Source organism: Lawsonibacter celer (genome assembly GCF_014281125.1).
Classification (GTDB): domain Bacteria; phylum Bacillota; class Clostridia; order Oscillospirales; family Oscillospiraceae; genus Lawsonibacter_B; species Lawsonibacter_B celer.
Genome location: NZ_JACOEA010000001.1, coordinates 675,853 through 690,657 on the forward strand (window position 1 = coordinate 675,853; position 14,805 = coordinate 690,657).

10 protein-coding genes are annotated in these 14,805 nt (G+C 61.2%); 3 read left to right on the forward strand and 7 right to left on the reverse strand.

The window, feature by feature from the left end:
- From H9Q75_RS03255 to H9Q75_RS03265, 3 genes are all read left to right on the forward strand, one after another.
- Positions 1-1,191, forward strand: coding sequence for a DUF5711 family protein (locus H9Q75_RS03255; RefSeq protein WP_186564701.1), 1,191 nt, complete (start codon positions 1-3; stop codon positions 1,189-1,191).
- Between the two features lie 15 nt (positions 1,192-1,206).
- Positions 1,207-1,935 (forward strand): CvpA family protein, encoded by a 729-nt coding sequence (locus H9Q75_RS03260; RefSeq protein ID WP_186564702.1) that lies wholly within the window; start codon positions 1,207-1,209, stop codon positions 1,933-1,935.
- An 88-nt stretch (positions 1,936-2,023) separates the two neighbouring features.
- On the forward strand, positions 2,024-4,576 hold the full coding sequence (locus H9Q75_RS03265) for an ATP-dependent Clp protease ATP-binding subunit (RefSeq protein WP_186564703.1): 2,553 nt from the start codon (positions 2,024-2,026) through the stop codon (positions 4,574-4,576).
- A 162-nt stretch (positions 4,577-4,738) separates the two neighbouring features.
- Here the strand turns inward: H9Q75_RS03265 and H9Q75_RS03270 are convergent, their stop codons facing one another.
- From H9Q75_RS03270 to H9Q75_RS03300, 7 genes are all read right to left on the reverse strand, one after another.
- The gene (locus H9Q75_RS03270) at positions 4,739-7,108 is read right to left on the reverse strand and encodes an FtsX-like permease family protein (protein WP_243200655.1); all 2,370 of its coding nucleotides are present in this window, start codon (positions 7,106-7,108) and stop codon (positions 4,739-4,741) included.
- The gene (locus H9Q75_RS03275; RefSeq protein WP_186564704.1) at positions 7,105-7,779 is read right to left on the reverse strand and encodes an ABC transporter ATP-binding protein; all 675 of its coding nucleotides are present in this window, start codon (positions 7,777-7,779) and stop codon (positions 7,105-7,107) included. Before H9Q75_RS03275 ends, H9Q75_RS03270 begins: the two co-directional genes overlap by 4 nt.
- A 46-nt stretch (positions 7,780-7,825) precedes the next feature.
- Entirely contained in the window at positions 7,826-8,938 is a 1,113-nt protein-coding gene (locus H9Q75_RS03280; protein WP_186564705.1) for a HAMP domain-containing sensor histidine kinase, read from the reverse strand.
- On the reverse strand, positions 8,926-9,600 hold the full coding sequence (locus H9Q75_RS03285) for a response regulator transcription factor (protein ID WP_186564706.1): 675 nt from the start codon (positions 9,598-9,600) through the stop codon (positions 8,926-8,928). The genes H9Q75_RS03280 and H9Q75_RS03285 overlap by 13 nt, the downstream gene beginning before the upstream one ends.
- Before the next feature lie 101 nt (positions 9,601-9,701).
- A complete protein-coding gene (locus H9Q75_RS03290) occupies positions 9,702-11,084 on the reverse strand; it encodes a radical SAM protein (protein WP_186564707.1) in 1,383 nt (460 codons plus the stop codon).
- A 209-nt stretch (positions 11,085-11,293) separates the two neighbouring features.
- Positions 11,294-14,365 carry a M56 family metallopeptidase gene (locus H9Q75_RS03295; RefSeq protein ID WP_186564708.1) on the reverse strand — a complete coding sequence of 1,024 codons (3,072 nt, stop codon included), beginning with the start codon at positions 14,363-14,365 and terminating at the stop codon, positions 11,294-11,296.
- A 2-nt stretch (positions 14,366-14,367) separates the two neighbouring features.
- On the reverse strand, positions 14,368-14,742 hold the full coding sequence (locus H9Q75_RS03300) for a BlaI/MecI/CopY family transcriptional regulator (protein WP_243200656.1): 375 nt from the start codon (positions 14,740-14,742) through the stop codon (positions 14,368-14,370).
- Positions 14,743-14,805 lie beyond the last annotated feature (63 nt).

Here is a 14,805-nt window from a genome sequence, read left to right on the forward strand (position 1 = left end):
ATGGAAGAAAACCGCCGGGACACGCAGGCCCCTGAGAAGAGAAAACCGAATCTGTTGGTCCGTCTGCTGGCTTTTCTGGTGACTCTGGCCCTGGTGCTGGGCGCGGTTGCGCTGGTGGTCAACCGGGACCGGCTCAATCTGGACGCGGTGAAGCGCTATTTTTCCTACCGCGATCTGGAGCGCAGCGACAGCGGCCAGGCCCAGTCCTTCCGGGTGGATGGCGGCGATTCCAGCCGCTACGCCAGCGTGGACGGCGATCTGCTCCTCTGCTTCACAAAGGGAGTAAAGCTCTACTCAGGCAGCGGAACGGTCTACGTGGAAGACACCATCGCTTTGGAAAACCCGGTGGTGGACGCAGCCGGCAAGACCGCGCTGGTCTATGACGCGGGCGGGCAGGAACTGCGGGTCTACGCCGGCCGCGCCGAGGTTTTTTCCCTTACCCTGGAGGAAAACCGCAGCCTGCTCTCCGCCCGGGTCAATGAGAACGGCTGGCTGGCCGTTACCGCCCAGGAGAGCGGCTACAAGGGGGCCGTTACCGTCTACAACGGCAGCTATACCCCGGTGATGCAGGTCAGCCTGTCCAGCCGATTTATTATGGACGCCGTACTCGCGCCGGACAACAGCGCTTTGGCTGTCCTCACCATCGGCGTGGGAGAGCGGGAATTTGAAAGCCGCATTGATTTTTACCGGCTGGACCGTAAGGAGGAAAGCGACCAGCCAGACGCCTCCTGTTCCATTGGAAACAATGCTGTGCTGGATCTGCGCTGGAGCAGTGACGGGGTCTGGGCTCTGGGGGAGTCAGCAGTCAGTCTGGCTACGGCGGACGGCAGTCTGACTGGCACATACGACTACGGCGGGCGCTACCTCAAGGGCTTTTCCCTGGGTGGAAACGGAACCGCCGCACTGCTGCTGGGCAAATACCGGGCCGGCAGCAGCGCGGAGCTGGTGGTGACGGACGAAGCCGGTCAGGCCCGTGCCAGCCTCCCTCTGGAGGAACAGGTCCTCTCCCTCTCCGCCGCCGGGCGCTATGTGGCAGTGCTCACCGCCGACCGGCTGGACATCTATGACCAAGATCTCAACCTCTATAGTACCCTCTCCGGCACCCAGGGTGCCCGGCAGGTGCTGCAGCGCTCTGACGGCTCGGCCATGCTCATTGGCGACGGCGCCGCCCAGCTCTATGTACCCCAATAAGTCTGGAGGAACCTTATGGGCGTTTTTCTAATTTTTGATCTCATTATCCTGATCCTGCTGGTGGTATTCGCCGTGCGCGGCGCGCACCGGGGACTGGTCCTCTCCCTGTGTGGGCTGGTGGCCGTGGTTGTGGCCTTTGCAGGCGCCGGCATCGCTGCGCGCACCCTTTCCCCCATGGTGGCCGACGCGCTGGAGCCCCGCTTTGCCGCGGCCATTGAAAAGCGGTTGGATGAATCCATCGCAGACTCCAAGCCCCAGGAAACCCTACCGCCGGAGGAGACGGACGGCGGCGCAGGGACACAGGCGGACGATCCGCTCCACGACGTGCTGGATGCGCTGCGGGATATGGGCCTGTATAAAAACCTCATCAACACCATTGATCATGCGGTGGAACAGGGCATGACCGAGGTGGCCGCCAGCGCGGCTGCCAAGGCAGCTGCGGCTATGGCCCAGTCGGTGGCCTATTTAGCGCTGTTTCTGCTGGCCTTTGTGCTCATTCTTCTGCTCTGGCGGCTGGTCAGCCATGCCCTGGACCTGGTGGCGCGCCTGCCCGGGCTGCATTTTCTCAACAAGACCCTGGGCGCGGCCTTCGGGCTGGTGCAGTGCTGCATCGTGCTTTTTATCGCCGCGTGGCTCATCCAGTTTCTAGGGAATTTTATCCCGGAGGAAGCGGTGGAACAGACCTATCTGCTGCGTTTTTTTATGACCACCAATCCCTTTTCCCTGCTGAGCGGGCTAAATTAAGGAATTTCTCTGTGATTCATACGCAGTTCACAATTTCGGGTTAGAATTATTTTTCCGGGACGATTGTTCCAAAAAGGAGTTGACACACATGCAACCGACACTTTGTTCCAGATGCCATAAAAATGTGGCCGTTATCTTTATTCAAAAGATTGAGAATGGCAGCACCAAGAGCGAAGGACTGTGCCTGAAATGCGCAAAAGAACTGGGCATCAAGCCCGTTGAAGATATGATGCAGAAGATGGGTATCTCCGACGAGGACCTGGAGGGCATCACCAATGAGATGATGTCCGCTTTCGGCGGAGCCGAAGGAATGGAGGGTCTTATGGTCTCCGACGACGACGGCGATGAGGACGAGGATGAGGGCAAGACCGCCACCTTCCCGTTCCTGAACAAGCTCTTCGGCGCGGCGCAGCAGCCTCAACAGCCCGGCGACACCCCCAAGGAGGGCGCACGTCCGGGCCGCGAGGAGAAAGAAAAGCCCAACGGCAAGGGGGAAAAGCCCCCAAAGCGCAAATTTTTGGAGAATTACTGCATCTCTCTGACCCAGAAGGCCGCCGAGGGCAAGCTGGACCGCATCATTGGCCGGGATGAGGAGATCCAGCGCACCATTCAGATCCTTAACCGCCGGCAGAAAAACAACCCCTGCCTCATCGGCGAGCCCGGCGTGGGCAAAACCGCCATCGCGGAGGGGCTGGCCCAAAAGATTTTTCAGGGCGACGTTCCCTACAAGCTGCTGGACAAGGAGGTCTATCTGCTGGATCTGACCGCCCTGGTGGCGGGCACCCAGTTCCGCGGCCAGTTTGAGTCCCGCATGAAGGGCCTGATTGAGGAGATCAAGAAGCTGGGCAATATCATTCTGGTGATCGACGAGGTGCACAACATCGTGGGCGCCGGGGACGCCGAGGGCTCCATGAATGCGGCCAACATCCTCAAGCCTGCCCTCTCCCGAGGGGAAATTCAGGTCATCGGCGCCACTACCCTCACCGAGTACCGCAAATACATTGAGAAGGACTCCGCCCTGGAGCGGCGCTTCCAGCCCGTAATGGTGGATGAGCCCTCCATTGAGGACAGTGTGAAGATCATTGAGGGCATCGCCCCTTATTATGAGAAATACCACTTTGTCTCCATTTCCCCGGAAATCTGCCGGCTGGCGGTGACCATGAGCGAGCGGTACATCACCGACCGTTTCCTGCCCGACAAGGCCATTGACCTGATCGATGAGGCCTGTTCCGACGTGAATCTGCACAACAAAAATCTAGCCCGGGAGCAGGAGGTCAAGAAGGAGCTGGAGCTGCTGAGCAACCAGCGGGACGCCCTCATGGGAGAATCCAACGCCCGGGACGTGAAGCGCCAAACGGCCCTGAAGAACAATGAGGGCCGTCAGACGGAGATCCGTAGGGAGCTGAACAAGCTCAGCGCAGAGCACGACTCTCTGGTTGGCAACCCCGCCACCCAGGAGGCCTTGCGGGCCAATGAGAGCCGTCAGGCCGCCTATCAGAAGGAGCTGACTGCTCTGCGGGAAGAGCGGGAGAGCCTCCTCAGCGACGAGGGCTCCGGCCACGACTATGAGCAGCTGGCCGCCATCAAGAGCCGGGAGCTCCAGCTTCAGGAGGAGCTGGGCAAGCTGGACGCCCAGAGCGCCCCACCCCTGACCGTGGAACACCTGGCCCGGGTCATCGAGCTGTGGACCAAAATCCCCGCCAGCCAGATCCAGGAGGCAGAGTACGAGCGCCTGGCCAAGCTGGAGGAGCGGCTGAAGACCCATATCATCGGGCAGGACGAGGCCGTCCACGCCGTGGCTACCGCCGTGCGGCGGGGCCGGGTGGGAATCGCCTCCAAGCGCAAGCCCGTGTCGTTCATCTTTGTGGGCTCCACAGGTGTGGGCAAGACCGAGCTGGTCAAGCAACTGGCCTTGGATATGTTTCACTCCCCCGAGTCCCTGATCCGCCTGGATATGTCCGAGTTTATGGAGAAGTTTGCCGTCTCACGCATTATCGGCTCTCCCCCGGGCTATGTGGGCTATGACGAGGCGGGTCAGCTCACTGAAAAGGTACGCCGCAAGCCCTACTGCGTCATTCTCTTCGATGAGATCGAGAAGGCCCATCCGGATGTGCTCAACATTCTGCTGCAAATTCTGGACGACGGCCACATTACCGACGCCCAGGGCCGCAACGTAAACTTTGAGAACACGGTCGTCGTCATGACCTCCAACGCGGGCAGTGAGGCCAAGGGCTCGGGCAGCGTGGGCTTCGGCCGCACTGCCAACGAGCAGGGCCGTGAGCGGGCCATGAAGGCCCTGGAGAGCTTTCTGCGACCGGAGTTTATCAACCGGGTGGACGAAATCGTCTACTTCAACAAGCTCACGGAGGAAAACTTCAAGGCCATTGCCTCCATTATGCTGGGCGAGCTCCGGGACAACCTCAAAGAGAAAGGCATCGCCTTCACCTGGGACGACGCCCTGCTGGACGCCCTGGTTAAGAAGTCCTACTCTCAGACCTACGGCGCCCGCAATCTGCGCCGTCAGATTCAGAAGGACCTGGAGGACGAGATTGCCACCAGGCTCATCGACAGCTATCTCACTCCCGTCAGCCAGATGAAGGCCACCGCCGACGGGGAACAGATCCAGCTTCTCTCTCTGTAAGTGATCCAAAACAGGGCCGGCATACCGAGGTATGCCGGCCCTGTTTTTGTGTCTTTTCCTATTCTGCTGCGCCGATGGCCTCCACAATATCCATGTTCGAGATGCTCCGCAGAGGGATCGCCGTGGCCAGCAGGCACGCGATGATCGAGACGGCAGAGGCCTCTAAAATCGCGGCAACGGGTATTGAAAAAGAGAAGGCGCCCCTGCCGCTCCATTGACAAAGGCCGTGCACACCGTTCCGGCCGCACCGCCGATGACTGACGCGATCAGGCCATAGTAGACCCCCTCCCAGAGGAAGGTGCGGCAGAGGTCCATCCGGCTCATCCCCACCGCGCGCTGCATGCCGATCTCCGCCACGCGTGTATGCAGATTGGTGTAGACGGTGTTCACAATATTGAGCAGACCGATGAGGCCAATCAGCAGAATCAGTCCCCAGCAGAGCAGGCGAAGCTGCTCAAAGCTCTCCTCCAGCTGTCGGTCCGTCTCTTCGTAGGACAGCCATGTACCGCCCCAGCGGCGGCAGAAATCGTCCAGCTTCTCCTCAAAGACCGTCCGATCTGTTTCCTCCGCAACTGTAAGATATAATTCCGTAATTCGATCCCTCCCGGTGAGGGCGGTATAACCCGCCTCCGACAGAATCAGCTGGACCCCGTTGACAAAAGCCCCGTCGCCCACGGTGACCGCGCCGTCCACCACCGCCGCCACCGTCAGAGGCACGCCATTGACGCGGACTACATCCCCGGCTGCCAGCTGGGTATGGGGCACCTGTGTTCCCTCCACTTGAAAGGCAATCGGGTTTTTTACCAGCACACCCTCCCCTGCCAGCACCCGGTCGAGCACCTGCCGGTCCAGACCTCTGGCCCAAGTCTCCAGCCGGCCGGGGCTGAGCGACGCCAGCTGAAAGCTCTCCGCCGGGGCCATGGTCAGGCTCAGCTCTACCGGCAGATTTCCCGCCGCATCCTGGGTGTATACGCTCAGGCGGACCCGTTCCAGCGACTCCACCTCCGCCGCCCCCGCCAGGGCCTCCGCCGCCTCGGGCGGGAATCCCGCCGACGTATTGGTCAGCGCATAGTCCCCTGGGTTGAGGGCCTGTACCTGCCTTGAGGCGTCCAGCAGGCCGGAAAAACTCTGGAGCGCCACAAAAACCGCGATGCTCATCACCAGGGACAGAATGGTCACCGCCGTACGGCCCGGGCTGCGCAGCAGACTGAGCCTGGCATAAAACGCCGGAAAGGAATGTATACGCCCCATATGCCGCCGCCGGCGCTTCACCCGTGTGCCCGCGCTGGCCATGGCTGCCGTTGGGGATACCCGGGCGGCATACCGGGCCGCCGGCATGGCCGCCAGAAGGGCAAAGGCCACCGTAATGACCGCGCTGAACAGCAGGGGGCCTGCCCCGCCGGAGCCTGCCTCCTCCAGCCGCCTGGCCACCTCCCCGACGCTGGAGGCGTTGAGTGCCTGGGGAGACAGGAATGATAGGGCCGCCCGCAGCACCCCCTTGGCGGCAGCACACCCTAGCAACAGCCCTCCAGGCAGCCCCAGGGCGCACAGAAGAAGCGCCTGGAGGGCCACCAGGGCATGGACCTGCCACAAAGAGGCGCCGATGGCACGCAGGACCCCGTACTGCCGGATCCTCCTGGTTACGGCAATCTTCAAAATATTATAGATTACCAGTCCGGCAGCCAGCAGCACCAGGCCGCCGATGAGCACAGCGGCAGCCATGAGGAACGGGAAGCCGTCCCCGGTGTCTGCGGTCATCCCGTCATATGGCACGCCCAGGGCAGAGAGGTACACCCAATTGTACTGGATATTCTCCGGGTCCGCGCCTGTATCCGCCGCCAGCGCGTCCACCTGGTTCTGGAAGCCGGACAGGTCCCGCAGCAGCAGGTCCACGGAATAAACCTGATACCGCTCCGGCAGAAGGGCGGTGGCCGTCCCCTGACCTACCGCGCCCTGAGTGGTGCCCGAGGAGTAGCCCAGATAATTGCTCTCCAGGATCCCGCAGAGGATGAAGGTGTGGGTAAACTCATAGGAAGGCTGGGTGTCGTGCAGCAGCGAAATGCGCAGATGCAGTGTGACCGTATCCCCCACGCTCCCCCGAAAGTCCAGCAGGCGCAGGGCGTCCTCAGGCAGAGCCAGCTCCCCCGCCTTCTCAGGCAGACGGCCCGCCTGCACCCGGCCTGACTCGGGATAGACCCGCTGCAGGTCATCCCCCTCATATTCCCGCAGAATCACCGAGAGTGTACTCTCTCCCAAATCTGCCGTACCCAGGGCCACGCTGCTGCCCGCATAGGCCACCCGGTGATCTGTGAAGAGCGCCTCCCGCTGTTCCCAGGTCACGTTGTGGAAGGTCACGTGGCGCCGACCGTTGAGTCCTGCGGCCTGTTCTGCGCGCATGGTATTCAGGATTCCAATGGACTGCCCCGCCATCGCAGTCATGGCGGAGGAGAGCACCACAGCAGCCAGGATGAGCACAGAGGTGACCTTCTGGGCGCTCAGCTCCTTCCAGGCCAGACCGAGCAATCGCCTCATACCGCGCCCTCCCCGGAGAGCACCCCGTCCACAATGGAGAAGCGCATCTGCGCCATAGCGGCGATGGCCGCGTCATGGGTGATCACCACCAGGGTCTTGCCCAGCTCCCCGTGGAGCTGTTTGAGCAAAGTCATCACTTCGTCGCCGCTTCTGGAGTCCAGGTTGCCCGTGGGCTCATCGGCAAAAATCACCTCCGGTCCGGCAATGAGCGCCCGGGCAATGGCCACCCGCTGCTGCTGCCCACCGGAGAGCTCATGCGGCAGATGCTCCAGCCGCTCTTCCAGGCCGAGCAGGGCGGTCAGGCGCCGGAAGTACCCCTCCTCCGGCCGCCTGCCGTCCAGAAGCAGAGGCAGCAGGATATTCTCCCGGGCGGTCAGCACGGGCAGCAGGTGAAACTGCTGAAAGACAAACCCCAGGTGCCGCCGCCGGAAGGCGGAAAGCACCCGGTCGCCTCCCCGGTGGAGATCCACGTCTCCGCAGCGCACACTGCCGGTGGTGGGGCTGTCCAGGCCGCTGAGGATGTGCAGCAGGGTTGATTTTCCGCTGCCCGAGGGCCCCATGATGGAGACAAATGCTCCGGCCCGGATGGTCAGGCTGGTCTCCCGCAGGGCCTCCACCCGCCCTGCGCCGGCACCGTAAATCTTGGTAATGCATTTGGCTTCGATGTCCATAAAAATACACTCCCCTTTCGGATAAGGGGAGTGTATCAGGGCTTTCTCAAGTTTTGCTCAAGTTTTTCCGGGGAAGTATGATCTGGGCCGCCGCGCCTTCGCAGTTGGCCAGAGTAAGCCCGCCCCCCATGCGGCGGCAGAGCACCTGGCAGATATACAGCCCCATGCCGAAGTGCCCCTCCTCCTCGCCCCGGCAGAAGGGCCGCGGCCCCTCCCGCAGCAGATCCTCCGGATAGCCAGGGCCGTCATCTATGACTGTGAGGACCAGCCGCGTCTCTTCCAGAAGCAGGCTCACCTGGACCCGCGTGCCAAAGCGGGCCCCATTGGACAGCAGGTTTTCCGCCGCCTGCAGGAAAAGCTCCAGATCCAGTGTGCACGCCGCCGCCCCGTCCCCCTCAGCCCTGCAGATGCAGTCCCGCGCCAAAATCCGCGCCGAGTCGAACAGTTCAGTCCGGATCCGGTCAAAGGGCAGACTCCGGGGCCGGACCGGCAGATCCTCCAGGCGGGCGGCGCTGCCCATGGCCTCCACATACTGACGGATGCGGCCGATGCAGCGCTCCAGCTGGTCCAGCTGATCGAGGCGTGGCCGCCCCTGACGGCGAAGCAGCTGGACTGTACCCTGGAGCACTGCTAGGGGGTTGCGCAGGTCGTGGCTGAAGGCGGCGTTGAGCCGGCGCCGCTCCTCCGACTGCCGCCACAGGGCCTGATTGTTCTCCAGGAGCTGAGCCCGCATAGCCTCGAATGCTCCGCACAGAGCGCCCAGCTCATCTCCGCCGGAGGCCTCCATGGAAAAATCCAAATCGCTGGTCATGATGCGCTGTGCCCCGTCGTTCAGCGTCTCGATGGGCTTTCTCAGCTTGAGTCGGTAAAAAAGCATATCGGCGATTGCGAGGGCGGCCAGCAGCAGCACAATTGGGAGAATCAGCTGCAGTACATCCAGCACCCGTGCAAGGGTGTACATGCCCTGCCCCACCTCCGGTGCGGGCAGCATCTGTGCACCGCCCTGGGTCACCAGAAGGGACGCGCCGGGCGCCACGCTCTCCCGCAGGCGGGCACAGCCCCAGACCGCCAGCCCCCCCAAAAGCAGCCCAGAGAGCACACACCAGAAGGTGAGCCAGAAAAAGGCCGTTTTCAGCCTCATGCACTTTAAGCGTTCCATCGGTAACCGCACCCCCAGACCGTGTCAATGCAGCTCTGTCCGGTATGCTGGGCCAGCTTTCGCCGGATCTTACGGATATGCTCCATAATGGTGTCACTGTTGCCCGCCCCGTCATAGCTCCAAATGAGCTCGTAAATGCGCTCCCGGTCGAACACCTGCCCCGGGTGGGCACTGAGCAGGGCCACAATGTCAAATTCCCGTCGGGAGAGGGGCACGGGAGTCCCTGCCGCGGTTAACGTCCGGGCCGTGTAGTCCACCGCCACCTCGCCAAAGAAGCGCACGTTGGCCGGGGCTGCACGACGCTGCTCCCGCCGGAGATGGGCGGCAATGCGGGCGGCCACCTCTTCCAGGTCAAAGGGCTTTATGATGTAGTCGTCCGCCCCGGCTCCGAAGCCAGCCAGCTTGTCACAGCTCTCAACCCGGGCGGTGAGAAACACAATGGGACAGCTGACATGGTCCCGAATCCGACGGCACACTTCCAGCCCGTCCGGACCTGGCATGCAGATATCCAGCAGAATCAGATCAGGTCGGCGGGCGGCCTGTGCCAGGGCCTCCTCTCCGTTTCGGGCCGTGTATACCAGATACCCCCTGCCCTCCAGATCCTCCCGAAGCAGGGAAACGATTCCCGCCTCGTCATCCGCCACCAAAATCTTCCCGGGCATTGTATCACCTCCTTTTTTGAGGTTACCGTAAAATACTCAATTTTTCCTCAAGAAAAAGGGATGCCATGAAAAACATGGCATCCCTTTTCTTCTCAACCCATTTACTTGTTGCAGCCGGCACAGGAGGCCTTCTTGGCCTCTTCCTTCTCGGCCTGGCGCTCCGCCCACAGCTTCTCGGCGGTGGGCGCCCAGTTCTCTGCATAGGGAATCGTCTTTTCCGTCAGGTGCTCCACAGACTCCGGAGACTGGGGATCCGTGGACTTGGCGCCCGTCTTGTTGACCATGTCACGGATCAGCTGGGGATTCTCCAGCATGGGGCAGGGACGCAGCATATTGTCGTTAAAGGGCTGGCCGTCATGATAGGCCATGAACAGCGGGGACTGCAGGCACTCCAGCAGGCTCTTCTCCCGGATGTTGGAGTCGGAGTAGTGGATGAAAACACAGGGGTCCACGTCGCCGTTTGCGTTGATGTGCAGGTAGCGGCGGCCGCCTGCAATGCATCCGCCCACAAACTCAGCGTCGTTCTGGAAGTCCATGGCGAAAATGCCCTTCTTGGAGCGGAAATCACGGATGCGGTGATAGACCTCCGTGCGCTGCTCCGGCGTGCACATGAGCTGAGGCGCGGCGTCGTTGCCCACGGGCATATAGTGGAAGAACCAGATGAAGTAAGCGCCCAGATCAATGATCTTGTCGTAGAACTCCTCGCTGGTAATGTCCTTATAGTTGACGCTGGTGTAGCAGGTGGAGATGCCGAAGGGCAGCTTGTGGCTCTTCAGCAGAGCCATGGCGTTGGTCACCTTCTCATACACGCCCTCACCGCGGCGGGAGTCGTTGGCCTCCTCAAAGCCCTCCAGGCTGATGGCAGGAATAAAGTTCTTCACCCGCAGCAGATCCTGGCAGAACTCCTCGTCAATCAGGGTGGCGTTGGTGAAGGACAGGAACGCCGCGTCGTTGTGCTTCTCACACAGGGCGATCAGATCCTTCTTGCGCACCAGGGGCTCCCCACCGGTATAGATATACAGATAGATGCCCAGTTCCTTGCCCTGGGTAATAATGGAGTCAATCTCATCAAAGGTCAGATTGAGCTTGTTGCCGTACTCAGCCGCCCAGCAGCCGGTGCAGTGGAGGTTGCAGGCGGAAGTGGGATCCAGCAGAATCGCCCAGGGGATATTGCAGTTGTACTTCTTGCGCAGCTCCTCCTGCTTGGGCCAGCCCACCAGGTTGGCGTTGACAAAGAAGTTATTGAACACCGTCTTAAGTACGTCCGGATCCGTCTGGGTCCAGACCTTCTCAATCAGCTGATGCCAGCAGGAATCGGAGTCCTTGATTACCTTGTCGAACATCGCGCGCTGGGGCGCCAGGGTGTCACCGGCAAATTTATTGACCAGGTCCATGACCTTGCCCATGTTGTTCATGGGGTCTTTGTCCAAATAGTCAAACACCTTGCCCAGGCCGTAGCGCTTCAAACTGTCAGGAATCTTCATATTTCTCTTCTTTCCCCTTTCAGGCATATCAATGCTCTTTTTCGTGTATTACTATACTGCGGTTTGTGGGAAAGGGAAATAGACAAAACTGAAATCCTGTCCAAAGTTTGTTCAGAACCAGCATTTTGCTTAAATTCTTTTTCAGTTTTCTCCCTTCCTTATTTAATTTAAACAATTACAAAATAAAATATTTATAATTACATCTTGTTTTATTCCAGAACTATAGCTTCCGTCCATTGGTTCAGGCATACCACCACGCCGTCGACGGTGTAAATCTGGAATACTTTCCCGGCATACTGTTCCAGATCCGACAGCAGGGTGGAGTAAGTAATCTGGCGGTTGTTTGCGTATTCAATCTCTTCCACCCCGGCTACAGCTGCGGTGGACACAGATAGGGCAGTCTCATCCCGGACGGGATTGTTGAATTGGTACCAGCTCTGCTGCTCCACCATGTCCAGGGTGATGCTGGCGCTGTCCGCCGCGGTCAGGATCCCATAACCGGCTACTTTGGGCCATGCCGTAGCTTCTTGAAGCTGAAAGCTCTCCAACAACGTACCAATGCCGCTCTCCAAGGCACGGTATCGCTCCTGGTCCTTCTCCGGGTCAAACTGCACGTCAGTGGCAGGGTAGGCGTAGAGGGTAATGCCGTCCTGTTCCGCCAGGAAGTATTCCGGGACCGGCGCATGGTCCGGGTCGAACTCCTCGCTAGGCATCCAGGTCACATCCAAGAGCATCCCGCCCCAGTCCCCCGTGTCCTTCATCACAAAGGTGGGCAGACCCAAATATTCCTGTACCTCCACCTGCCCCACCCAGTCTGCGGGCAGATCCATCGTGAATCCATAGAGGGAGCTTATGTAGCGCGCAGCCTGTGCCGCACCGGTATTGTTGAAAGCATCGGCGGTGATCTGTTCCGCCTCCCGGCGCATCCGCACATAGGCGGCGGTCAGACCGGTCACATCCTCCGGCAGTCGGTCCACATGGAGGTAAACCAGATACTCCCCCACATGGCCCAGCACCGTTATCCGCGGGCCGCCGTTTTCATACATGCCATCCAGGTCCTTGTCGCCATACACCTCATCAAAGACGGACTGAGTACACACGCACAGATTTGCCAGCACTCCGGCCGTGGGGTCATCCGCCTGCCGGCTGGCGCTCTGGTAGATCGTCATCAGGTTGGCGTCACTGTCCTCCGCCACCTCTATCCTGCCCGCCCAGCTGTCCGGGAAGCGGACAGTAAAGCCGTAGGCCGTGTTGGTATACGCCGCACCGCCGACCGACCGGGCCACATACCAGGCGGTCTCGCCCACCAGTGCCTCCGCCTGCCACGCCTCGAACTCCGCCTGGGTGACCTCTTCCCCGCCCACTGCGTAATAATCCCAATCGGTATTGGCCAGCAGCTCCACCCAGGCGGCTCCGTTTTTAAAGTGTAGCCGCTTATAGTAGCTGGTGGCCGCCCCGCCGGAGCCGTAAAAGATTCCGTTCTCCTGCAGGTCCATAAACCAGCGGATGGGCATGTACACACCGTAGAAGGCGTCCCCCTCCCGGTGGAGCACCAGGTTCAAACCGGAATCATGGTTGGAGTAGAGGGCCAGCTCCTTCTCCCCGTCCCCAGTGAGGTCGCACAGGGCATAGGAGCTGAGGGTGAATTCCTCGGGGGGATGTTCAAAGCCGTAGTCGGCGAAAATGTCGTGGATGCTCTGGGCCTTCATCATGGCCGTTGCCGCCCCGGCCTCAGGCATAAGCGCGGCAAAGAGGACATGCCCCTCCTTCAGCACAGGGAAAAAGGCGGACAGGGCCTGCCAGTCCTCTGTGCTCAGCTCACTCTGACAGGCGGCAAAATCCACCTGGCTGAGCGGGATCTCGGTCTCCGGATAGCGGATATAAACAGGGTCTACCTCTGCCGCAGGGTCCCCATCTGCCGCGGCGCCGCCCTGGACATAGGCCAGCAGGTCAACGGTGATCTGCCATCCCATGGCTGTGCTGCCCCCGGTTTTCCTATAAGGAGGCTGTGCATCCATACTCAGCTGCGTAATATCCGCCCACTGCTCCGGGGTCATCTCCAAGGTATAGGTCTTTCCCGCCTGCCATGCCTCTCCCTCAAAATAGTGCAGGCTCATGCCGCCCAGCTCTGCCGTCTCCGCCCGCCCGGCGATATGGATGTTCCATTCCTCTGCCGGTCCAATCCCCTCGGGGATGGTGAAGGACAGCGCGCCGTCTTCATAGGTTATGCTGGCCTTCAGGGCATCCAACGCCTCCTCCGGGGTCAGCGTCTGCGCCTGGCACCCCACCAGAGAGCCTGCCAGCAGGGCTGCCGCGAGGATGAGGCACACCAGGACTGCGCTCTGCCGTTTCTTCTGGAACAAATTCTTCAGCCTCCCCTTCAACTGCTTTTTCTCCCCGCCGAAGCGGGTGGACAGGGCGGGGCCGCCCTGCGCTCCAGCGGTCTGAATCAGGACCGCCCCATACAGGCGGCGGAACTCCGCGTCCGCGCCCCGCACCGCGTCGTCGTCACAGCACAGCTCCAGATTGCGGGAGGCCTCCCGGCCCATCCACCAGACCAGCGGATTGAACCAGTGGATCCCGTTGACCAAAAGCAACAGCAGCTTATAGGCCAGATCGTGCCGGCGCAGGTGGAGCAGCTCATGCCGAAGCATAAGCGTCTCCTCCGCGCCGCCGGACGCCCGCTCCGGCAGCAAGATCACCGGGCGCAGCAGCCCCAGGAGCATGGGAGTGGACACTCCCCGGCATCGGCAGAGCCTGGGCAGCCGGGGGATCCCCAGCTCCCCGCCCAGCTGCAGGAGGACTGCCCGCTCCGGCTGACCCGCTGGCCGCGCGGAGCGGAGCAGCCTGCGGCGGCCGATCCAATAGCCGCCCCACTGCGCCACAAGGAAGGCCGCCGCGCCCGCCATCCACAAGGCGGTTGCCAGGCCGGTGACCGGCACGGTTCGTGTTGGGGTCTCCGAGGGCTTCTGCGCCGGCTCGGTCCGGACCGTCCCCCCGGAGACCGGTGCGGACGACACAGCGGGCGCCGGTCGGATCGTTTCCTGGGCCGGAGGGGCAATCACGATCTCCCGGGCCGGGGCCTCCACCGTCACCACCGGCTGCGGCAGGGCGAACTGGAAAGGAAGGAGCAGCCGCACGGCCAGCACCAGCCAGACAAAATAGCAGGTTCTGGCGGCATAGCGGCTGCGCAGGAAACGGGTGCACAGCAGCAGGGGCAGCAGCACCGCCGAGCCCGTCAGCGAGAGGGTCAGGTATCGGAAAAAGAATGTCTCCAGCATGGCTACTCCTTTCCCAACGTATCCAGATAGGCCCGCAGCTCCGCCACATCCTCTCCGGACAGAGCGCCTCCGTCATAGAGGGCGGCGGCAAAACGCTTCAGAGACCCGGCGTACAGCTTGGACAGCACGCTTTTTCCCTCCTGCCGCTCATAGTCTGCGCGTGAGATCAGCGCCTGATAGCGGTTGATCTTGCCGGCCTTCTCACATTTCAGGAAGCCCTTTTCCTCCAGCCGCTTCAGATAGCTGTGCAGCGCGCTGGCCGTCAGGGGGCGTTCCAGGCGCTCCAGAATGCAGGGCGCCGCCACCGGCTCTCCCGCTTTCCATACCACCAGCATGATATCCAGCTCCGACTCCGGCAGATGGCGGATTTCTCCCATGCTCCGCTCCTCCTTTTGCATTTGCAGAAATTCTTTCATCTCTATTCTACATTTGCAGAATTT

Bases quoted from the DNA above. Each gene is read 5' to 3' on its own strand.
- H9Q75_RS03280 (WP_186564705.1), bottom strand. From the start codon at position 8,938: ATGGAACGCTTAAAGTGCATGAGGCTGAAAACGGCCTTTTTCTGGCTC.
- H9Q75_RS03290 (WP_186564707.1), bottom strand. From the start codon at position 11,084: ATGAAGATTCCTGACAGTTTGAAGCGCTACGGCCTGGGCAAGGTGTTT.
- H9Q75_RS03270 (WP_243200655.1), bottom strand. From the start codon at position 7,108: ATGAGGCGATTGCTCGGTCTGGCCTGGAAGGAGCTGAGCGCCCAGAAG.
- H9Q75_RS03295 (WP_186564708.1), bottom strand. From the start codon at position 14,365: ATGCTGGAGACATTCTTTTTCCGATACCTGACCCTCTCGCTGACGGGC.
- H9Q75_RS03300 (WP_243200656.1), bottom strand. From the start codon at position 14,742: ATGGGAGAAATCCGCCATCTGCCGGAGTCGGAGCTGGATATCATGCTG.
- H9Q75_RS03285 (WP_186564706.1), bottom strand. From the start codon at position 9,600: ATGCCCGGGAAGATTTTGGTGGCGGATGACGAGGCGGGAATCGTTTCC.
- H9Q75_RS03260 (WP_186564702.1), top strand. From the start codon at position 1,207: ATGGGCGTTTTTCTAATTTTTGATCTCATTATCCTGATCCTGCTGGTG.
- H9Q75_RS03255 (WP_186564701.1), top strand. From the start codon at position 1: ATGGAAGAAAACCGCCGGGACACGCAGGCCCCTGAGAAGAGAAAACCG.
- H9Q75_RS03265 (WP_186564703.1), top strand. From the start codon at position 2,024: ATGCAACCGACACTTTGTTCCAGATGCCATAAAAATGTGGCCGTTATC.
- H9Q75_RS03275 (WP_186564704.1), bottom strand. From the start codon at position 7,779: ATGGACATCGAAGCCAAATGCATTACCAAGATTTACGGTGCCGGCGCA.